Source organism: Blastopirellula marina (genome assembly GCF_002967765.1).
GTDB classification, from domain to species: domain Bacteria; phylum Planctomycetota; class Planctomycetia; order Pirellulales; family Pirellulaceae; genus Bremerella; species Bremerella marina_A.
In genome coordinates, this window is sequence record NZ_PUHY01000004.1 from 328,010 (window position 1) to 344,852 (window position 16,843).

The following is a 16,843-nucleotide window of genomic DNA, read 5'->3' on the forward strand; positions in this document are numbered from 1 at the left end:
GGATGCCGATGATGTCAGGTGAAATCATCGAATAATAGAGAAAAATGGATGAGAGTGTCGTTCGCCTATCGCGATACCTACTTGGGGAACCATCGGTATCGATATGGCTTAGACGAAAAGTAATAGGAGCATAAAAGGAAGCCCATGAGCTGGGCCCGGCTCTCGCTCAGACCACCCTGAAATTAAGCAGCGGACACAGCCATGGGGTGTCTTCCTTGGGCTAGATGATATCACCTGACATCATCTTGGCAAGAAAAAAACAGATGATTGCACAAAAAAGACGATACCGGCCGAGGATGTTAATCGCGATCATCTCTAAAACCTACGTGAATTTCCGTGGATGAGGGACGATCGGTGAGGTGCTGAATGGGCAAAAAAAAAGAGCCGCGTGGGTTCTCCAGGCGGCTCTTCTACGTAACGAAAATTCGTGTCTTGTTTAATTAGTAGCGGAAGATCATGTCGACCATCAGGCGACTGTTGGTGATGTCTTTGAAGCCGGTCAGCGGGAATTCGTAAGCGATACCTGTTTCCAGGTGGCTGGATGGCTTGAATCGCATGCCGACGTTCTGAGTGACCAGGTCGTTGCCGACCACATCATTACTACGCAGGTTGAAAAGGTCGGCACCAGCAACGCCCAGGTTCGAGCCACGCGAGGCATCGTCGGTCCAGTGCCACCAAGCCAATTCAGTGAAGACATACACCGAATCAGTCACCTTAACGTCGAGGTGATTCGACCAGTGGATTGCGGAGGACTGAATGCTGGTATCAGCCGGCAAACGGTAGCCAATGCTCGATAAGATATGCGCGTTGCCATCTAGTAGGCGTTGTCCACCGGTAAGGAACATGTTGAATTCGCCATCCCCTTGGGCCTGTAAAGCCGATGTGCTACCAACTGGAAGTTCGTAGGTGAAACCAGCCGAAACGATACGGCCTTTCCAAGGATCACGAATCAGGTTGTACTTCAAGCCAGCGGAAACATCTGCCCAACCATCATCAAGAAGCGTATCGAGAGCCCCGTTAGAGTTGTCGACAATGTAGCCATCTTTGGTTGCGATGATGCTCAATCGCTCTGTCAGAGCGATACGAAATTGAGCTGCATAAAGCTGGGCCGAGCCGCCAGCAGGAATGTTGTTTCCGATGGTGCTGGGAATCCAATGATTGACGAAGATCGGTCGCAGTTCTGTAACCGTACGTGGATCTTCAAAGAAGACAAAGTTAATCATCGGGCTGATGAAATCATCAAAGCAATGATCACTGGGGTGAAGCAGGCTCAATAGATGCGAGTCGCAACCGCTACAACTGTTGCACTCGCAGCACGAAGCGATCGGTGCGTATCCGCCGTTGCAATCCGTACAAGTTGCGATGTCAGTGGGCTCGAATAGTTCGCCCGCGTCCAAGCTTCGCTGAGCAACGCCCGTTGCCGTCATGGCACATAGAAACAGTGATGTTAGTCCCCACGAAAATCGCATGGTGTACCGCCCTTTATCTCGATCCATCTTAGAAAGTCCCCAAGGGCCGCATTTAGCTCTGATCAGCCCTGTGCAGTTCTATCGGAACTATGGCGCAAAAATGCCGGGAATGCTGCCGGTGCTGTTACAGGTTGCCTAACTGAACTCGTGCGCATGGTGGTTTCCGCCATGATGCCCAGAACGCTTCGTCAGTTTTTCTTGGCAAACGCTGGAATTTGCGATTCAATGGACGAGAGGAAGATGGCTGTATGGGATGCCTAACTATTTATTTTGACTATACTTAACGAATCTGAAAAAGTTGCTGGTTGACTTCACTTTTGAATCTGCCACAATGATGTCTCGTGACATCATGCGGCCAAAGACAGGCCGCAAGATGATCGTAATTACCGCATGCGGCGACCTTAGAAATAGAATGATTCCCCATGAAGATTCACGTCTTTGACGACGCTCCTCAGCTTGGTGTCGCTGCGGCAAAACAGGGGGGGGAAGCGATTCGTCAGGCGATTGTCGAAAAAGGGGCTGCTAACATTATTGTGGCGACTGGTGCTTCCCAGTTTGATACCTTGGCCGCACTCGTCGCTGAGCCAGGTATTGATTGGACATGCGTAACGGGATTTCATCTCGACGAGTATCTCGGCTTGGATGATCAGCATCCTGCATCGTTCCGCAAGTATCTACGAGAGCGTTTCGTCTCGAAGGTGCCCCTCAAAGCGTTCCACTATGTGGATGGTTCGAGCAGCGACCCGTATGCGGTTTGCGATCAATTGGGCGAGCTGATTTCCCATAATCCAATTGATGTCGCATTCGTCGGAATAGGCGAGAACGGGCATTTGGCGTTCAACGATCCACCTGCTGATTTTGAAACGACAACGCCATATCTCGTTGTCGAGTTAGACGAAGCTTGCCGCCAACAGCAAGCGGGTGAAGGATGGTTTGCTTCGATCGACGAAGTGCCGACCCAGGCAATCAGTATGTCTTGTCAGCAGATTTTGAAAACAAAGACAATCATTTGCAGCGTGCCTGATAAACGAAAAGCGGTTGCCGTGCGTAATAGTGTCGAGGGGGAGGTCGCCCCGCAAGTACCGGCATCGATTTTGCAGACACACGACGACGTCGGTTTGTTCCTAGATGTGGCTTCAGCTTCTGATCTCACGTCCTCCACTAAGTCTTGAAGCCCTTTCCTGGGAGCCTCATGCCAAATAACAAATTCTTCGATCTGCAAATCAACGGATATTACGGCGTCGACTTTAATCAGGGAACGCTTTCCTCAGACGATTTGCACGAAGCCTGTGAGGCGCTGCAGCGCGACAACGTTGAAAGTGTGCTGGTAACTATCATCACCGATGATATTCCGCGAATGGCAGAGCGGATCTCGCGCATTGTTCAACTGCGAGCTTCCGATCCTCTTGCCCGACGCGTCATCGCAGGTGTCCATGTCGAAGGACCATTTATCAGCGAAGTTGCTGGCTATGTGGGAGCGCATCCCGTAGCCCATGCCAAACAAGCCAGTTGGGCCGAAATGGAAACTTTGCTTGAGGCCGGCGACGGTCTGGTCCGCATTGTGACCCTCGCCCCCGAGCAAGATCCTACCCAGGACGTAATCCGACGCTTAACCGATCAAGGTATCGTTGTTTCCGCGGGGCATACCGATGCTTCGCTCGAAGATCTGGATGCGGCGATGGATGCGGGGTTGTCGATGTTTACCCATCTCGGCAACGGGTGTCCACGAATGATGGATCGCCATGACAACATCATCCAGCGGGCACTAAGTCGCTCGGATCGACTGCAAATCGGTTTGATCGCGGACGGTGCTCACGTTCCCTTCTTTGCCTTAAAGAATTACCTGGAGATTACCGGCACAGAACGAGCATTTGTCGTCTCCGATGCCATCGCCGCTGCTGGACGTGGCCCGGGCATTTACCCGCTTGGAGATCAGACGGTCACCGTCGGCGAAGACGGAGTTCCACGTGCTGAGGACGATAGTCATCTCGTCGGGTCGGCGACAACAATGCAGCAGATGGCTGACAATTTACGTTTGCACGTTGGCTTGGGCTCCGCTGAAATCCAGCGTCTCACATCAGGGAATCCGCGTCGCTTGATGGGCGAGGTGGTCCCGCTACCTTTAGGCTTAGGGCTACGAAACGGTGATCGACAAGCGACGACCTCGTAGCTCATCTCCAGCTGTGTTTTCTTCGTGATACTCCTACCTGAATTGTCAGGCAGGACGTTCGATGACTAGGTGCCGTTTGGGTATGTCCGAGTTTCTATCGCTTGCCATCTTCCTCCAATCACTTCCGGGAACGTTCGTACCTTGGCACTTCTTGGAATTGCCCAACGAATGATCCAAACAATGCTTCCGATTCACGCATTACTGGACGAGCGAGAGTCATTTCTCAAAAGTCACAATCTTTTCTTACCAACGGTTGCGTCGAATTGCTCTGCCAGCACTAGGAACTCTTCCGACCAGTCGTTTTGAATCGACGTTTCCTGAAGCGGACCAGTCGGCGCGAAAAGCAGATGTAATTCTAGCGCGTCGGTCGAGCGATTTTCCTTAAGGAGCTCTACCGCATCATTGAGACGATGGTAGATTTCTTCGACATCCATGCACGACCAGACGGAATCCTCGGATTCGTTGACGAGCTCGCGGCAACGGGAAAGAAGCCCTAAAAGCGGTATTCTGTCAATCTTGTCCTTCGTGTTCTTCTCTGCCATAGATCGAATTTGCCACGCAGGTGGTCAGGTTTGCGGTTTTGAGAATCTTTACGCCCCAATAATTTTCACCAGCACCCGCTTCCGCCGCCTGCCATCAAACTCGTAATAGAAGATGTGCTCCCATGGCCCAAGGTGCAGCTTTCCGTCGGTAATCGCTACCACAACTTCGCGTCCCATTATCTGGCGTTTATGGTGCGCGTCGGCATTGTCTTCGCCTGTGCGGTTGTGCAGATATCCTCCGGAAGATGGGTCACTGCCTGGGTTGAATGGTACTAATGCTTCGAGCCAACGTTCGTAATCAGCATGAAGCCCGGATTCATTGTCATTGATAAATACACTCGCTGTGATGTGCATCGCATTTACCAAGACTAATCCGTCTTGAATTCCGCTTTCGGCGACCAGTTCTTCAACTTCCCTATGCAGCGAGATGATCGCTCTCCGCTTAGGGACATCTAGCCATAACTCTTTAGTGAGGGATTTCATGTTCTCATCTCGCCGAACAGGTGGTTCAGGGATGTATCGAGACATCCACGATGTTTTCGGGTATTTGCTTTCTTGAGAGACTGCGGCATCCAGGAGCAGAGCGAGTGAGCAATCGGCAGGAAAACGGCAAGCGTTAATTTTACCCTCATGTCCTCCGGCTCTGCGTACTTCAGATGGTGAGGCATCAGTTTTAGGCGGGATGTCACAGCGAACGCAATCGACCATTCTTTAATTGTTTGGATTACCTCTACCGAGAATCTGCCCGTGTTAGGCAGATATATTCAATATTTCCGATCGATCTCAGTTGGTCATTTCTAGGTCACTATAAACAAATCTTTAGTAGCTCTGAGTGTTGCTAAACGAATGAAACAGGTGCAAAAGTGCCAATCGGAAGGGGTTCTCTACCTGAAATAGGTTGTGTGTTCCCCCTCGTTTTTCCATGGTCTCGATATATTAGCCACAAACAAGAAGTTTTCTTGTTGAAATTGGTGTAGGCACGCGATATCCTAAATCGCTCTGGACCACCCCTCATATCATGTGTTTCGCTTCGGCACTTCCTTATTTTGAGGTCCATTATGATTCTCTTTTCCCGTCGTCGGGGGTTTACCCTCGTCGAGCTCCTCGTCGTTATTGCGATTATTGGCGTGTTAATCGCATTGCTTTTGCCGGCCGTCCAGCAGGCCCGTGAAGCAGCTCGTCGGATGTCATGTTCCAACAACATGAAGCAGATCGGCATCGCCCAACACAATTATCACGATACATTCCGCAAGCTGCCTTACGGTTCCTTCAACTTGCGTGAAGCCTGGCCATCGAATGGCACCAACTGGCGAACGTTGATCCTGCCGATGATGGAGCAGGGGAATATCGTCGATAATTTGCGGTTTACGACCACTTCAAACTTCATGGCTGGTGGTGCTGCTGGTGGTAACTACCTGTCCGAAAACCGGGTTTTGGAAGATTTGGTTCTCGAAGCGTATCGCTGTCCTTCCAGTGCTTTGGATGAATTGAAAGGACATAATAACGATCACGCCATGAATGCCAACTATGTTGGTAATCAAGGGGCTGCCCGTCCGATACCAGGTCCGAACCCAAACATGGGTACTAAGGACTGCGGTCACGGTTGGTCGTGTAACAACGGTGTGCTTGTCGCAAACCAAAACTATGGTTTCAAAGACATTACCGACGGTACCTCCAACACGATGATGGTGTGGGAGCAATCTGGTTTCGTGAACAAAGTGAATCGAACGTCGAACTACTACGGTGCGTGGTACGGTTCGCGTCATCCTCGTTCCGTAGACGATCCAGCTGGTTGTGGCGACTTGTGGCAAACGGGTACATCTTGCCTCCGTTTTGCTCCTAACTCCAACATCGTCCAAACGGGTGCGACCGAAGCGATGTACCGCAACAACACGGTTGTCAACTCGGAACACCCAGGTGGTATCATGGGCTTGCTGTCCGACGGTAGCGTGCGATTCATTCCTGAAGTTCTCGACTTCGAGACACTCAAGCGGATCGCTTGCCGTTACGATGGTCAGGTTATTGGCTCGTTCTAATTAGGCCGCAATTGGCGTTCAAAAACGCCGCTTGATATATCATCTGTGACGAAGGATTCTCTATGACTTTTGGTAAATTCTCGCGGTGCGTTTCGCGCACCGCGATGATGATGGCTCTCATGCTGCCGTTGCTCGTTGGCTGTTCCCAGGAAGAGCAAATGGGCACGGTGAAGGGAAAAGTGGAATACAACGGCAAGCCCTACACGGCAGCTGCGGTTTGCTTCCTCGATCTCACCTCTGGGATGGCATCGTCCGGGAACATTGAAGACGATGGCACGTTCGAGCTAGAACCGTTGCCGCTTGGCAACTATAAAGTGTATTTAGCACCAAAGATCGGTGATCCGCTCGCCGAAGCCAAGCCGGTCCAGATCGACAATTCGATTCCAAGTAAGTACTGGAACGAGTCGACCACGGACATCTCGCATGAAGTGACTGCCGGTGTTAACGAAGTTACCATCGAACTGAAAAAATAAAGCGAATGCTTGACCTTGCTAATTTGCAAGCGGAGCGCTCATGAGTGCTCCGCTTTTTTTATGCGCTTCTCAAATTGCTGAACTAACGATCATGAACCTGTTTGTATTCGTGCGAATGTGAGCTAATATCATTGCCGATTTTCGAACCAACAGTCTTGCTAAGTTGCGTAACGTCGAGTTCGTTCATGCCTTACATAATGTGATGGGAGGGGCGAATCGATTTGGGATGCGACCATCGTTTTGCTATCCTTGCCCGAATTGTAAACAAAATCCATGTTTGATACCGATCGCAGTATTATCAGGATTAATTGGTGGCAAACGAGAACCAACCGCCAGCCAGCATGTCTGATGATAAGTTCGCACTATCCATAATTCTTCTGCCCAGGAACTCTCAGGATGACGATTCCCGTACGAAACGGAGTGAGCCTGACCATGTTCCAAGAGGCCGACGTAGATCGCTGTGTTGACCTGCTTCAAGAGCAAGACGTGCACCGAGGGCTTCTCCTGATGCCCAACCCCTACCGCCCGGCAGATTTCTACGTGTGGTGTAAGATTGTCGAAGCCGAGAAGGAGCAGTTCGGGCAACCAATACAATTCGCCATTCGCGATTCAGAGGGACACTTGATCGGTGGATGCGGGGCCAAAGACTTATCGGTTGGCCACAAGTGCGAGATTGGCTATTGGCTGGGCAAGCCTTCGTGGGGAAGAGGGGTTATGACCGATGTGGTGGAGGTGTTGTGCGATTACCTCCAGCGAGAATTTCAGATCGTGCGAATCACGGCGTCGGTTTTCGACGGTAATACCGCATCCATGCGTGTGCTCGAGAAGAATGGCTTCACGCATGAAGGACGAATGCGAAACTATTACCGAAAGAACGGGCGTTTCATCGACGGCGAGCTTTTTGCTAAGGTTTGGTAACCGGCGAGGTTATTCGCCGCCGGTCCATTCAAGCACGGCTAAGATGCCACGATGATCGGACGCAACTGGTTCGTCGAGGACTTTGAACTCGATCACTTTCCACTGGTTGGCAGGTCGATACAGAATGAAATCGATCTGACGAGTCGGTTTGGAACTGGGGATTGTGTTCAAGTTCTCGGTGTTCGCCGATGTCCAGTCCTTGCTAATCAGCTTGATCGATTCGCTTTCGGGCGTTGCGTTGAGATCGCCAGCGAACATTGCAGGGCGATCTTTCCAGCCTTCGATTAGCTTCTGGATCATCTTCGCCGACGCGACACGTTCGGCATCGTCGCGGCGATGGTCGAAGTGAGTTGCCAGGAACTTGAGTGGCTGATCGAGACCTGGCACGGTGATGTCCGCCTCAATGACGCCTCGCTTTTCCCCTTCGGTTAGTTGGGGTAATGCATGATTGGTCATCGAGATCGAAGCGTACTTGGTCAGAATTGCATTGCCGTACCATCCACCTTGTAGTGGAATGTTGCCGCCGAACACGCTGTTCATTTTCGTCAACTTAGCGAGTTCGGCGACTTGATCCACAGTGCCTGTCCGATCGACGTTTTGATCGACCTCTTGTAGTGCCACGATGTCGGGATCGGCATCGGTAATTACCTTGGCGATCCGCGGAAGGTTGAGCTTGGCGTCGGTACCTTCGGCATGGTGGATGTTGTAGCTAACAACCCGAATTTGAACCGGCTCGTCGGCGTAAGTGGCAAAGGGTACTAGTGCCACAACAAGGGACAGAACCGGCAAAAAATTCTTCAGCATCATGACCTACAATCGGTGATCAAAAGGTGATTACTTCACAGGAACTAAGGCGACGGCATCTGCCACGACGTATCCGTTGACCCCTTCGTTGGAAAGCGTCACGACCGCTTCTCCATCGAGTTCAAACTGACCGACAGAGACAAAGACCTTATCAATGGAGGGATCCTTCTTCTGGTTGATCGTGCCACGGAAGACTTCCTTGCCGTCCGATGTGACGGTCACAGGCACATTCGTTGCACGGTTACCATTACTGGAATAGGCGATGCGTACGTCATACTTGCCTGCTTTCACGTCTTTGGCGTGGAAAGCAATCGACTTCTTGCCTTCGTTTGCATCGTGCACGTAGCCGGTTCCCACATAGCCCGAAACAACGCTGCTGATGGGCCAATTACCCTTCTTTTTAGCTTCCGTATCGTCGATCACGATTCCCTCCATCTTTTTGGGGTCGAGGACCATTTTCGGAGCCTTGGGCTTACGTTCCATCTGCAGCACCTGACCATCGGCCAAGAGTCGAGCTTCCAATTCGGAGTATTCCACGTCTTGAACCGGGATGTTCTGGTCAATTGCGATCGAAGCAGCTGTCGCGGCCGACTGTCCTAAGATCATGAACACAGGTTCCATGCGGATCGAACCATAAGCGATATGCGAAGACGAGACACAAACGGGAACCAGTAGATTGGTACATTCATCTTTCTTGGGCGTCACGCTATCGTAGCTGATCGGGTAGGCGCCGCCGGGACTGACCTGAATATCCCCTTCGTTTCGAACGTAACCTTTCTCGTTCACGTATCGCTGCACATTGTGCGAGTCCATGTTGTACGATCCGAGCCCAATACTCTTCGGCGTTGGGGTTAAGGCGCGCAACATTGGTTCGCACATGACGACTGGGCCGATCATACGCCGGGCTTCACGCACATAGATCTGGTGCGGCCAATTGCCATTGTCAACAAACTCATCTTTCGCCAGCCCCCAACGGTTCATGCGATCTTGAATGTCTTTCGGCACGGAGGGATCGTTGGCAATGAAGTAGAGCCAGCCTTTCTGGTAAAGCTCGTGCTCTTTGATGATCTCCTGCCGACGCTCGTAGCTTGCTTCCGGGTAGTCGTAGTTCATGCCGATGTTGTCGGTCGAGAAACCACCGTGATTATTGGTGTCGGTCTTCGCATTCGGAGCAGGGTCAAACTTGTTGAACACACCCTTCCAGTCACCTTGCAAGTAGCGGGCCAGCAAAGCATATTGCTTCGGATCGTAGCCTTCTGGCTTGGGAAATGCGACTGAATTCTCCTTGGCGGTTGTCAGGCACATACGGAAGCAGTAAGCCTGAATCTTGTCGTCGCCCGTTCCATCTTCGCCGGGAGTTTCCGTAGTGACGCGAGGAAGGATGCCGCTCCGTGGGTCGTTTTCAATCACGTATGCCGACACTGGGAAGTCAAATTGGTGGCTATGAGCGCGGGCAGTTTGCACGCCGTTGAGCGTTTCGCCATAGACATTGTTGGATTCACGGCCGACGTGGTATGAGATACCTGCGGCGGCAAGCAGATCCCCTTCATAGGTCGTGTCCATGAAGATCTTGCCGGAGTAGGTTTTGCCTGAGAGTGTCGAGATGCTCACGATCTTACCGTCGGCCTTCTTTACGCCATTGGCACGATCAAGCCACTCGTCGCGAACGACCGGGATTTCGAACTCTTCGACCAGTTCTTCAAAGACCTTCTCAGCAACGTGCGGTTCGAACACCCACATTGCGTCGTCGTCTTTACGATAACGGCTGTACTGTTCAGGCTTTTGTTGACGCCAGGCCGATGGCTGGTCGTAATGGGTCTTGACGCGTTGATAGAAGTCGAGGGAGAGCCCGCCAATCGCGCCCTTATTCCCGCTGTCAGTCCAGCCTAGGCCGCCGCTCGATAGACCACCAAGGTGTTTGTCTGGCGAAACGATGATGACGCTCTTGCCCATCTTCTTGGCCTGAACGGCTGCGGTGATCGCTGCCGAGGTGCCGCCGTAGATTACCAGGTCGTATTGTTCAGGTGCCGATTTAGGAGCGGCTTCGAGCGATGCCGCGAACAACGTAATAATTAGCGCAGAAGAAACGATAAGTCGATTCACGAGCAAGATTCCAAGTGGGGTAGGGATGTTTGAGGATCCTCTTATCCTAGCCCAAACGAAGCGCGGTTCAAACTAGCTTCCTGTCCACTCCCTGAGCGAAATCTCTTTGCTTGTTCCTACGGGTTCGGGCAGAATAAGGGACTCCTCACATCATTTCATCTGCCAGGAAGCCCCCATGATTCCCACACGCGTCGCTATGCTTCGCAGCGGTCTTGTTCTGACCTTTGCCTTGTTGCTTGGCTTGCCTGTAAATGCTCAGGCCGAAGACAAGCATTTGAATGTCTTGTTTATCGCCGTCGACGATATGAACAATGATCTTGGATGTTATGGCAACACTCAGGTTCATAGTCCTAATATCGACCGTTTAGCCAAGGAAGGAACCTGCTTTGATCGAGCCTACTGCCAGTTTCCACTGTGTTCGCCAAGTCGAACTTCGATCATGACAGGATTGCGGCCTGATACGACAACGGTCTACGATCTGCGAAAGCATTTCCGGGATGTCATCCCCGACGTCGTTACCATGCCTCAGGCTTTCGAAAAGCAAGGCTACTTCACAGCCCGAGTCGGCAAAATCTATCACTACGGTAACCCAGGGCAGATTGGAACCAATGGTCTCGATGACGACGCCTCGTGGCAAACACGTATCAATCCAAGTGGTCGTGACAAGCAGGAAGAGAACCTGATTATCAATCACACTCCTAAACGCGGTTTGGGCAGCTCTCTCAGCTTTTTAGCCGCTGAGGGAACTGACGAAGAGCAGACCGATGGCATGGTCGCGACAGAAGCGATTCGCTTAATGGAAGAGAATAAGGATAAGCCATTCTTCATCGCTGCAGGTTTCTATCGCCCGCATTGTCCCTACGTGGCTCCAAAGAAGTACTTCGATATGTATCCGATGAAGGAAGTGCCGCTATGGGAAAACAATTTTCCTGAAGTGAAGACCGCGCCCGATCTGGCGTTCGCATCCAACAAGCCGTGGCCTTGGCTAGGAGCGAATCCGCAGCAGCTACAAGAGGCGCAGCAAGCCTACTGGGCGACTATTTCGTTTGTCGATGCTCAGGTCGGACGTCTACTTGATGCACTCGATCGACTCGACTTACGTGACAACACCGTCGTCGTGTTTTGGAGCGATCATGGTTATCACTTCGGGGATCACGGATTGGTGATGAAGCAGAGTTTGTTCGAGCGAAGTGCGCGTGTTCCTTTCATCGTTTCGGCTCCTGGTCAGAAGAAGAAGGGGGTGCACTCAGGTCGTACCGTGGAATTGGTCGACGTCTATCCAACGCTTACTCAGCTATGCGGCGTCGAGGCTCCTGCGGGTTTGCATGGCGAAAGTCTTGTTCCTTTGTTGAACAATCCCGATGCCAACTGGGATAAGTCTGCGATCACGCAAACGATCCGGAGCAAAAAGCGGATGGGGTATAGTCTCCGCAACGAACGCTACCGCTTGGTCACTTGGGGGCAAGGAGAGCTTCAGCTATACGACTATGAGAACGATCCTGAGGAAAAGAATAACCTGGCCAACAGTCCGGACCATGCCGAGTTGCTCGAGAAGTTGATGGCCGAATTAAAGCAACGCCTGAAATAACAGCGCGTTTCGTACAGAATCAATTGGCATGCAATCTGCTCCCATAGGGTTGCAAACAAAAGAAACCCTATTCCTGTAAGGAGCAACAACCATGGGGATTTTGTCATGGATCATATTTGGCCTGATTGCCGGCGCTTTAGCCAAGTTTCTATTTCCAGGTAAGGATCCTGGTGGCTGCATTGTGACCATTTTGATTGGTATCGGTGGAGCCATGGTGGGCGGATTCATCGCCACCGGAATGGGCTATGGCGACGTCACTGGCTTTAATCTGTGGAGTTTCTTCATTGCCATCTTGGGATCGATGATCCTTTTGGCAATCTACCGGGCTTTCTCGGGACGACCTACGGACGAAGTTTAATTCGCCGATACTAATAAAACGGCAAGTTGCGAAGAAAAACAAAAACAGCCTCGATCGCTGAGAAGCGGTCGAGGCTGTTTTGAATTCGCCATTTAATATTGCTCCCTACCATTAAACGGACGGGCGGCAACCATGGTGGTAAGTCATTCAACATTCAAAAAACCAGCAATCTTCTTCTGAATTTCATCTCGCACGCGTCGAAAAGTCGGTAGCTTTTCTTCATCTGTCCCCGTGGCATCAGCAGGATCGTCGAATGGCCAATGAAGTGTTTGCTTGGCGCCGGGGTAGACCGGGCATTCTTCCTTGGCGTTGTCGCAAACCGTAACCACAAGATCGAACGGCTGCTGCTGAAAGTCCTGTGCGGATTTGCTTTGGTACGTAGAAATATCGATACCTAATTCTTCCATCGCACGAATCGCCAATGGGTGCACATAGCCCGATGGCTTTGAACCGGCAGAGTAAGCTTCCCAGTCTTCTTGGCCAAGCTTGGCCCACAAGGCTTCGGCCATTTGAGAGCGACATGAGTTGCCAGTACACAAGATTAGGACGCGCTTCATGGGTGATTCTCTTCAGAAGTTAGGGGATCCGTCGACGGGGCTTCACTGCCGTAAATCGCAAAGTGAATGGGAACCGCGAAAAGCGCTCCCGCGGTGGTCGCTACTAGATATAGCCATAAGAACTCGAGGTGTCCACTCACCAATGCAGGACCAAGCGACCGAGCGGGATTCATCGAAGCACCGCAAATAGGGCCAGCAAACATGGCCTCCAGGGCGACCATGCCACCAATTGCAGCACCAGCCATGATTCCTTTTTCCTTCGCACCTGTCGAGATATTCAAAACAACAAACATTAGTAAGAACGTAAGAATGAACTCAAGTACGAAAGACTTCCACCAGTCTCCAGTGGGAAGTGTTGCCCCGAGCGTGTCATGTTCAAAGAAAAGAATCTTTAACACCACGCAAGCGAGAATCGAGCCAAGGCACTGCGCAGCGATATAGGGAGCGACTTCCTTCAAGGGAAAACGTTTGGCCGTCCAGAACCCAAGCGTCACGGCCGGATTCATATGGGCTCCTGAAATCTCGCCCAACGCGTAAATCATCACCATGACGATCAAGCCAAATGTCAAAGCGATGCCAACGTGGGTAATCGCACCGTCTTGAAGTTGATTGATCACTATCGCCCCACAGCCCGCGAAGACTAGTCCGAAGGTGCCGATTACTTCTGCCAAGTAACGTCTCATGCACATATTCTCCGTTGAGAACCGTCCCATCGCGCAATTCAGCATCCAAGCGAGAGCGTGAATCCTAAGTAAGTTAGGAACGACTGATCGAGAACCGATCAGTTTCTCGGGAAGGAGATGAAAAGGTTGGACCGGGGTAGTTGAAAGGGTGTCTGGCAATATAGCCATGCCCAATTGGCATCGCAACTACTGCGAATCCGTAAGTTGTTGCGGCAACCTCTTAGCTGAAAACATTTTAGTGCCTGGCGAGGCAGACTCGACCATGCTAGTGCATGCATCGGTGCTACCCAGCCATGCGGAAAATGAGCGGAATGCATCAAGTTTAACGGCTGTAGCGTCGATGATAGAGATGTACCAATCTCGATAGCCACTGTCTGCGCGGAAAGAAAAACCAGACGATGACAGCATTCAACAGCGAAGCCATCGCCAGTGTGAAAGCGGCTTGCGAAGCCACTGCGGTCGAAGCAGCCGATGCGTTCTCGCGAGCGTTCGATCAGAAGATTCAGTTAACTACTGGTGAAGGTTCGCCTTTTGATGCCGCAACCGATCTAGCGAGTTGGTCGAAAGCAGGTCTGGCAATCGTGTTGAATGTTGAGTCGGAAGCTGCCCTTGTGATGATCGCCGAGGACAGCGGTCTACTGCCTGATTGGTACACATCGCCTGATCCCACCGGCGAGAGCAAGCTAGCTACCCTTGGCCAAGAACTTGGCATGACGCTTCTGCCGGAAGAGTTCATGGCGATGGAGTTTGAGGTAAAAGCGGTCGGTGACTTGGCGGCCGCCTGCCAGCAGGGCGTTTTAGGCGATGCCCCGGCGAAAATGCCGATCGAACTCGAAGGAAGCAGCGGGAAGCATGAAGCCTGGATGATCTGGCCATTGTCGCAACCCAAAAATGCCTTAGCCGGCACTTCTCCTGCCGAGACAGCAACCGAACCGCCCCAGTCAGAGCCACCAAGTGCTCCGGCTCCACGGTCAACCCCTGACGCCGCTTCTTCGAAGCAGCCAGCGGCGGCACGCAGCCGAATTGCGAGCTTCAACGAACTGCCGGGTTACAGCCGTAGCTTGTTGCACATCGAAGTGCCGATTCGGGTAATTCTGGCTGAGAAGAAGATGAAGGTGAACGACATCGTAAATATCGGCATCGGTACGATTATTCAGTTTGATAAGTCGTGCGAAGATTCGCTAGATGTCGAAATTGGCAAGCAGAAGGTCGCCGAGGGCGAAGCCGTGAAAATCGGTGATAAGTTCGGCGTCCGTGTTACCAATATCACGATGCCGGAGGAACGCTACATCGCCTTGAAGGCACGCAAACGCGTTCGCTAGCGTTCGTTGAATCTTGCTGTCAATGCTATCGCCGTTCTCCGGCAGTTTGACGGCTGTAGGGGATGCACTCCGCCGGATATTCTACTTCCGTCGATAAAGCTAACGCCGCCTATTAGGCGCAACCGATGGACTGGAAATAGACCGACCCATTTTTCGCGCGGAAAGCGTGCCCCCGATCTCGTTGATTCTTCCGCAGGGTATTTGGAATGCTCGTAATTCTTAGCGATTTACATCTGACCGATGGTACCAGTTGTGAAACCCTGGATCCGGGGGCATTTCGTATCTTTTGTGAACGTTTGCAGGACCTGGCGGTGCGGGCCTCTTGGCGTAGCGATGGCACTTACAATCCAATACCCGGCATCGATATCTTATTGCTGGGTGACGTGTTCGACATTATGCGTTCGTCACGGTGGTTGATGGATGGTGCGAAGCCATGGAACAGCCAACCAAGTCGTGAGTTCGCGGAACGCGTCAATTCGATCGTATCCGGTATTCTAAGTCGCAACGTTGAAACTGCTTCGATCTTGCGCGGTCTCAGCCAACGGCAAACAATTCGGATTCCTGCCGGGGCTAAAAACGGTAAGCCCGCTTTCGAGAACGATCTTCAGCCAGTTCCGGTCCGTTTACATTACATGGTAGGTGATGCCGATTGGCCACTCCATGTCACCGGCCCTGAGATGAACCATGTGCGAAGCGCGATAGTCGATACGCTCGGTTTGGCAAATTCCGCGTCTGAACCCTTCCCGCACGAACCACGCGAAGATGTTTCACTCAATCTGATGCTCCGCCAACATCGCGTTTTTGCTCGACACGGAGATGTGTTTGATAACTTGAGCTTTAGCGGTCATCGTGATCGAACGAGTCTGAACGATCTGTTGTTGGTCGAAGGGTTGATGCCATTTCGATTTGAACTGCAACATGGCTTGGCGGACCAATTGCCGGCCTCGGCCCAGCTTGGCATTCAGGAACTTGATCATGTCCGTCCGTTGGTGATGGCGCCGTTGTGTCTTCGTCAGATGATGCGGGTCTCGTGCCCAGTCACGTCTTTGCAATTCGAGATTAAGAATTGTTGGGATCGAGCGGTCGACAAACTAATGCCCTTGGTGCACCAGGTCGACCGTTATCAATCGCTGGGCGTACGTAATCTCGACGCATTGGAATCCCTGCTGAAGTTTCGCGAGCAAGAGGATGATAATTGGGGAACGCGGATAATGGACTGGCTCCGTCTTCAATCGGGTGGAAAGTCCAGTTCCCTTTCGAAGTTCGCAATGGACGAAGCTGACTTCCGTAATCGCCGCGCCAAGCACATTGTCTTCGGTCATACCCATGCCGATGAAACGGTTCCGCTTGATGCCAGTTTTGCGGATGGTTATGTGTTAAGTCAGTTGTATTTCAACAGCGGGACTTGGCGAAGAGTTTACATGCCGACTCGTGGCAATGAAGGTTGGCGCGAATTCTTGCCAGCAGAGAAGATGACCTACTTAACCTTCTATCGCGATGACGAGCGACAAGGGGCTCCGTACGAGGTGTGGAACGGAATCCTGGGGACAGCCCCTTCACCCATTCGTCGTATTCGCATCGATGGAGCCCAGGAAATGGCCGCTCCGATGGGGCGACCGATTCTCCGACCAGAGCCCCGTCCCGTTAGCAAGTCTACATCTTCATTGGGGCATTCAATTCCCGCTCCGCCGCACACCATTCAGGAAAAAATGGCGGGTCCTGCGCGGAATTCTGTCGATTCTGTGCGGCAGTAACGCCGGTGGGTTTGCCCTTTGCGGCAACCCACAGACGATCACGCGACCACATCGGCAAGTATTCAA

The 16,843-nt window shown here is 51.9% G+C and carries 16 protein-coding genes; 9 read left to right on the forward strand and 7 right to left on the reverse strand.

The features are described from left to right. Nucleotides 1–440: 440 nt before the first annotated feature. Entirely contained in the window at nt 441–1,469 is a 1,029-nt protein-coding gene (locus tag C5Y83_RS02705; RefSeq protein WP_233207050.1) for a hypothetical protein, read from the reverse strand. Nucleotides 1,470–1,891: 422 nt separating this feature from the next. Between C5Y83_RS02705 and C5Y83_RS02710 the strand changes: the two genes are divergently transcribed. Together C5Y83_RS02710 and C5Y83_RS02715 are read left to right on the forward strand one after the other, a co-directional pair. Next, nucleotides 1,892–2,641 (forward strand): glucosamine-6-phosphate deaminase, encoded by a 750-nt coding sequence (locus C5Y83_RS02710; protein ID WP_105328113.1) that lies wholly within the window; start codon nt 1,892–1,894, stop codon nt 2,639–2,641. Between the two features lie 20 nt (nt 2,642–2,661). After that, a complete protein-coding gene (locus C5Y83_RS02715; RefSeq protein ID WP_105328114.1) occupies nt 2,662–3,639 on the forward strand; it encodes an N-acetylglucosamine-6-phosphate deacetylase in 978 nt (325 codons plus the stop codon). A gap of 230 nt (nt 3,640–3,869) precedes the next feature. Here the strand turns inward: C5Y83_RS02715 and C5Y83_RS02720 are convergent, their stop codons facing one another. Both C5Y83_RS02720 and C5Y83_RS02725 read right to left on the reverse strand, forming a co-directional pair. Continuing rightward, complete coding sequence (locus C5Y83_RS02720; protein ID WP_105328115.1) at nt 3,870–4,181, reverse strand: hypothetical protein; 312 nt, start codon at nt 4,179–4,181, stop codon at nt 3,870–3,872. A 48-nt stretch (nt 4,182–4,229) separates the two neighbouring features. Beyond that, nucleotides 4,230–4,664 (reverse strand): secondary thiamine-phosphate synthase enzyme YjbQ, encoded by a 435-nt coding sequence (locus C5Y83_RS02725; protein ID WP_105328116.1) that lies wholly within the window; start codon nt 4,662–4,664, stop codon nt 4,230–4,232. Nucleotides 4,665–5,239: 575 nt separating this feature from the next. Here C5Y83_RS02725 and C5Y83_RS02730 point away from each other — a divergent pair. The 3 genes from C5Y83_RS02730 to C5Y83_RS02740 all read left to right on the forward strand — a co-directional run bounded on the left by C5Y83_RS02730 (nt 5,240) and on the right by C5Y83_RS02740 (nt 7,608). Continuing rightward, complete coding sequence (locus tag C5Y83_RS02730; RefSeq protein WP_105328117.1) at nt 5,240–6,217, forward strand: DUF1559 domain-containing protein; 978 nt, start codon at nt 5,240–5,242, stop codon at nt 6,215–6,217. Between the two features lie 62 nt (nt 6,218–6,279). Next, complete coding sequence (locus C5Y83_RS02735) at nt 6,280–6,690, forward strand: carboxypeptidase regulatory-like domain-containing protein (protein WP_105328118.1); 411 nt, start codon at nt 6,280–6,282, stop codon at nt 6,688–6,690. Between the two features lie 396 nt (nt 6,691–7,086). After that, on the forward strand, nt 7,087–7,608 hold the full coding sequence (locus tag C5Y83_RS02740) for a GNAT family N-acetyltransferase (RefSeq protein WP_105328119.1): 522 nt from the start codon (nt 7,087–7,089) through the stop codon (nt 7,606–7,608). Between the two features lie 9 nt (nt 7,609–7,617). Here the strand turns inward: C5Y83_RS02740 and C5Y83_RS02745 are convergent, their stop codons facing one another. Continuing rightward, on the reverse strand, nt 7,618–8,415 hold the full coding sequence (locus tag C5Y83_RS02745) for an endonuclease/exonuclease/phosphatase family protein (RefSeq protein WP_233207051.1): 798 nt from the start codon (nt 8,413–8,415) through the stop codon (nt 7,618–7,620). Nucleotides 8,416–8,442: 27 nt separating this feature from the next. Then, a complete protein-coding gene (locus tag C5Y83_RS02750) occupies nt 8,443–10,515 on the reverse strand; it encodes an FAD-dependent oxidoreductase (protein ID WP_233207052.1) in 2,073 nt (690 codons plus the stop codon). 175 nt (nt 10,516–10,690) lie between these two features. Here C5Y83_RS02750 and C5Y83_RS02755 point away from each other — a divergent pair, with 175 nt between their 5' ends. Together C5Y83_RS02755 and C5Y83_RS02760 are read left to right on the forward strand one after the other, a co-directional pair. After that, nucleotides 10,691–12,103 carry a sulfatase gene (locus C5Y83_RS02755; RefSeq protein ID WP_233207053.1) on the forward strand — a complete coding sequence of 471 codons (1,413 nt, stop codon included), beginning with the start codon at nt 10,691–10,693 and terminating at the stop codon, nt 12,101–12,103. Nucleotides 12,104–12,194: 91 nt separating this feature from the next. Next, nucleotides 12,195–12,461 (forward strand): GlsB/YeaQ/YmgE family stress response membrane protein, encoded by a 267-nt coding sequence (locus tag C5Y83_RS02760; RefSeq protein WP_105328120.1) that lies wholly within the window; start codon nt 12,195–12,197, stop codon nt 12,459–12,461. 143 nt (nt 12,462–12,604) lie between these two features. On the opposite strand, the gene C5Y83_RS02765 is transcribed toward C5Y83_RS02760, so the two are convergent. Together C5Y83_RS02765 and C5Y83_RS02770 are read right to left on the reverse strand one after the other, a co-directional pair. Next, nucleotides 12,605–13,018: an arsenate reductase ArsC gene (locus C5Y83_RS02765; protein ID WP_105328121.1), complete on the reverse strand. Its 414-nt coding sequence runs from the start codon at nt 13,016–13,018 to the stop codon at nt 12,605–12,607. Beyond that, on the reverse strand, nt 13,015–13,701 hold the full coding sequence (locus tag C5Y83_RS02770; protein WP_105328122.1) for an MIP family channel protein: 687 nt from the start codon (nt 13,699–13,701) through the stop codon (nt 13,015–13,017). Before C5Y83_RS02770 ends, C5Y83_RS02765 begins: the two co-directional genes overlap by 4 nt. 398 nt (nt 13,702–14,099) lie before the next feature. Here C5Y83_RS02770 and C5Y83_RS02775 point away from each other — a divergent pair, with 398 nt between their 5' ends. Together C5Y83_RS02775 and C5Y83_RS02780 are read left to right on the forward strand one after the other, a co-directional pair. Next, nucleotides 14,100–15,023, forward strand: a complete 924-nt coding sequence (locus C5Y83_RS02775) for a FliM/FliN family flagellar motor switch protein (RefSeq protein WP_105328123.1) — start codon at nt 14,100–14,102, stop codon at nt 15,021–15,023. 206 nt (nt 15,024–15,229) lie between these two features. After that, a complete protein-coding gene (locus C5Y83_RS02780; protein ID WP_105328124.1) occupies nt 15,230–16,777 on the forward strand; it encodes a hypothetical protein in 1,548 nt (515 codons plus the stop codon). The last annotated feature ends 66 nt before the right edge of the window (nt 16,778–16,843 follow it).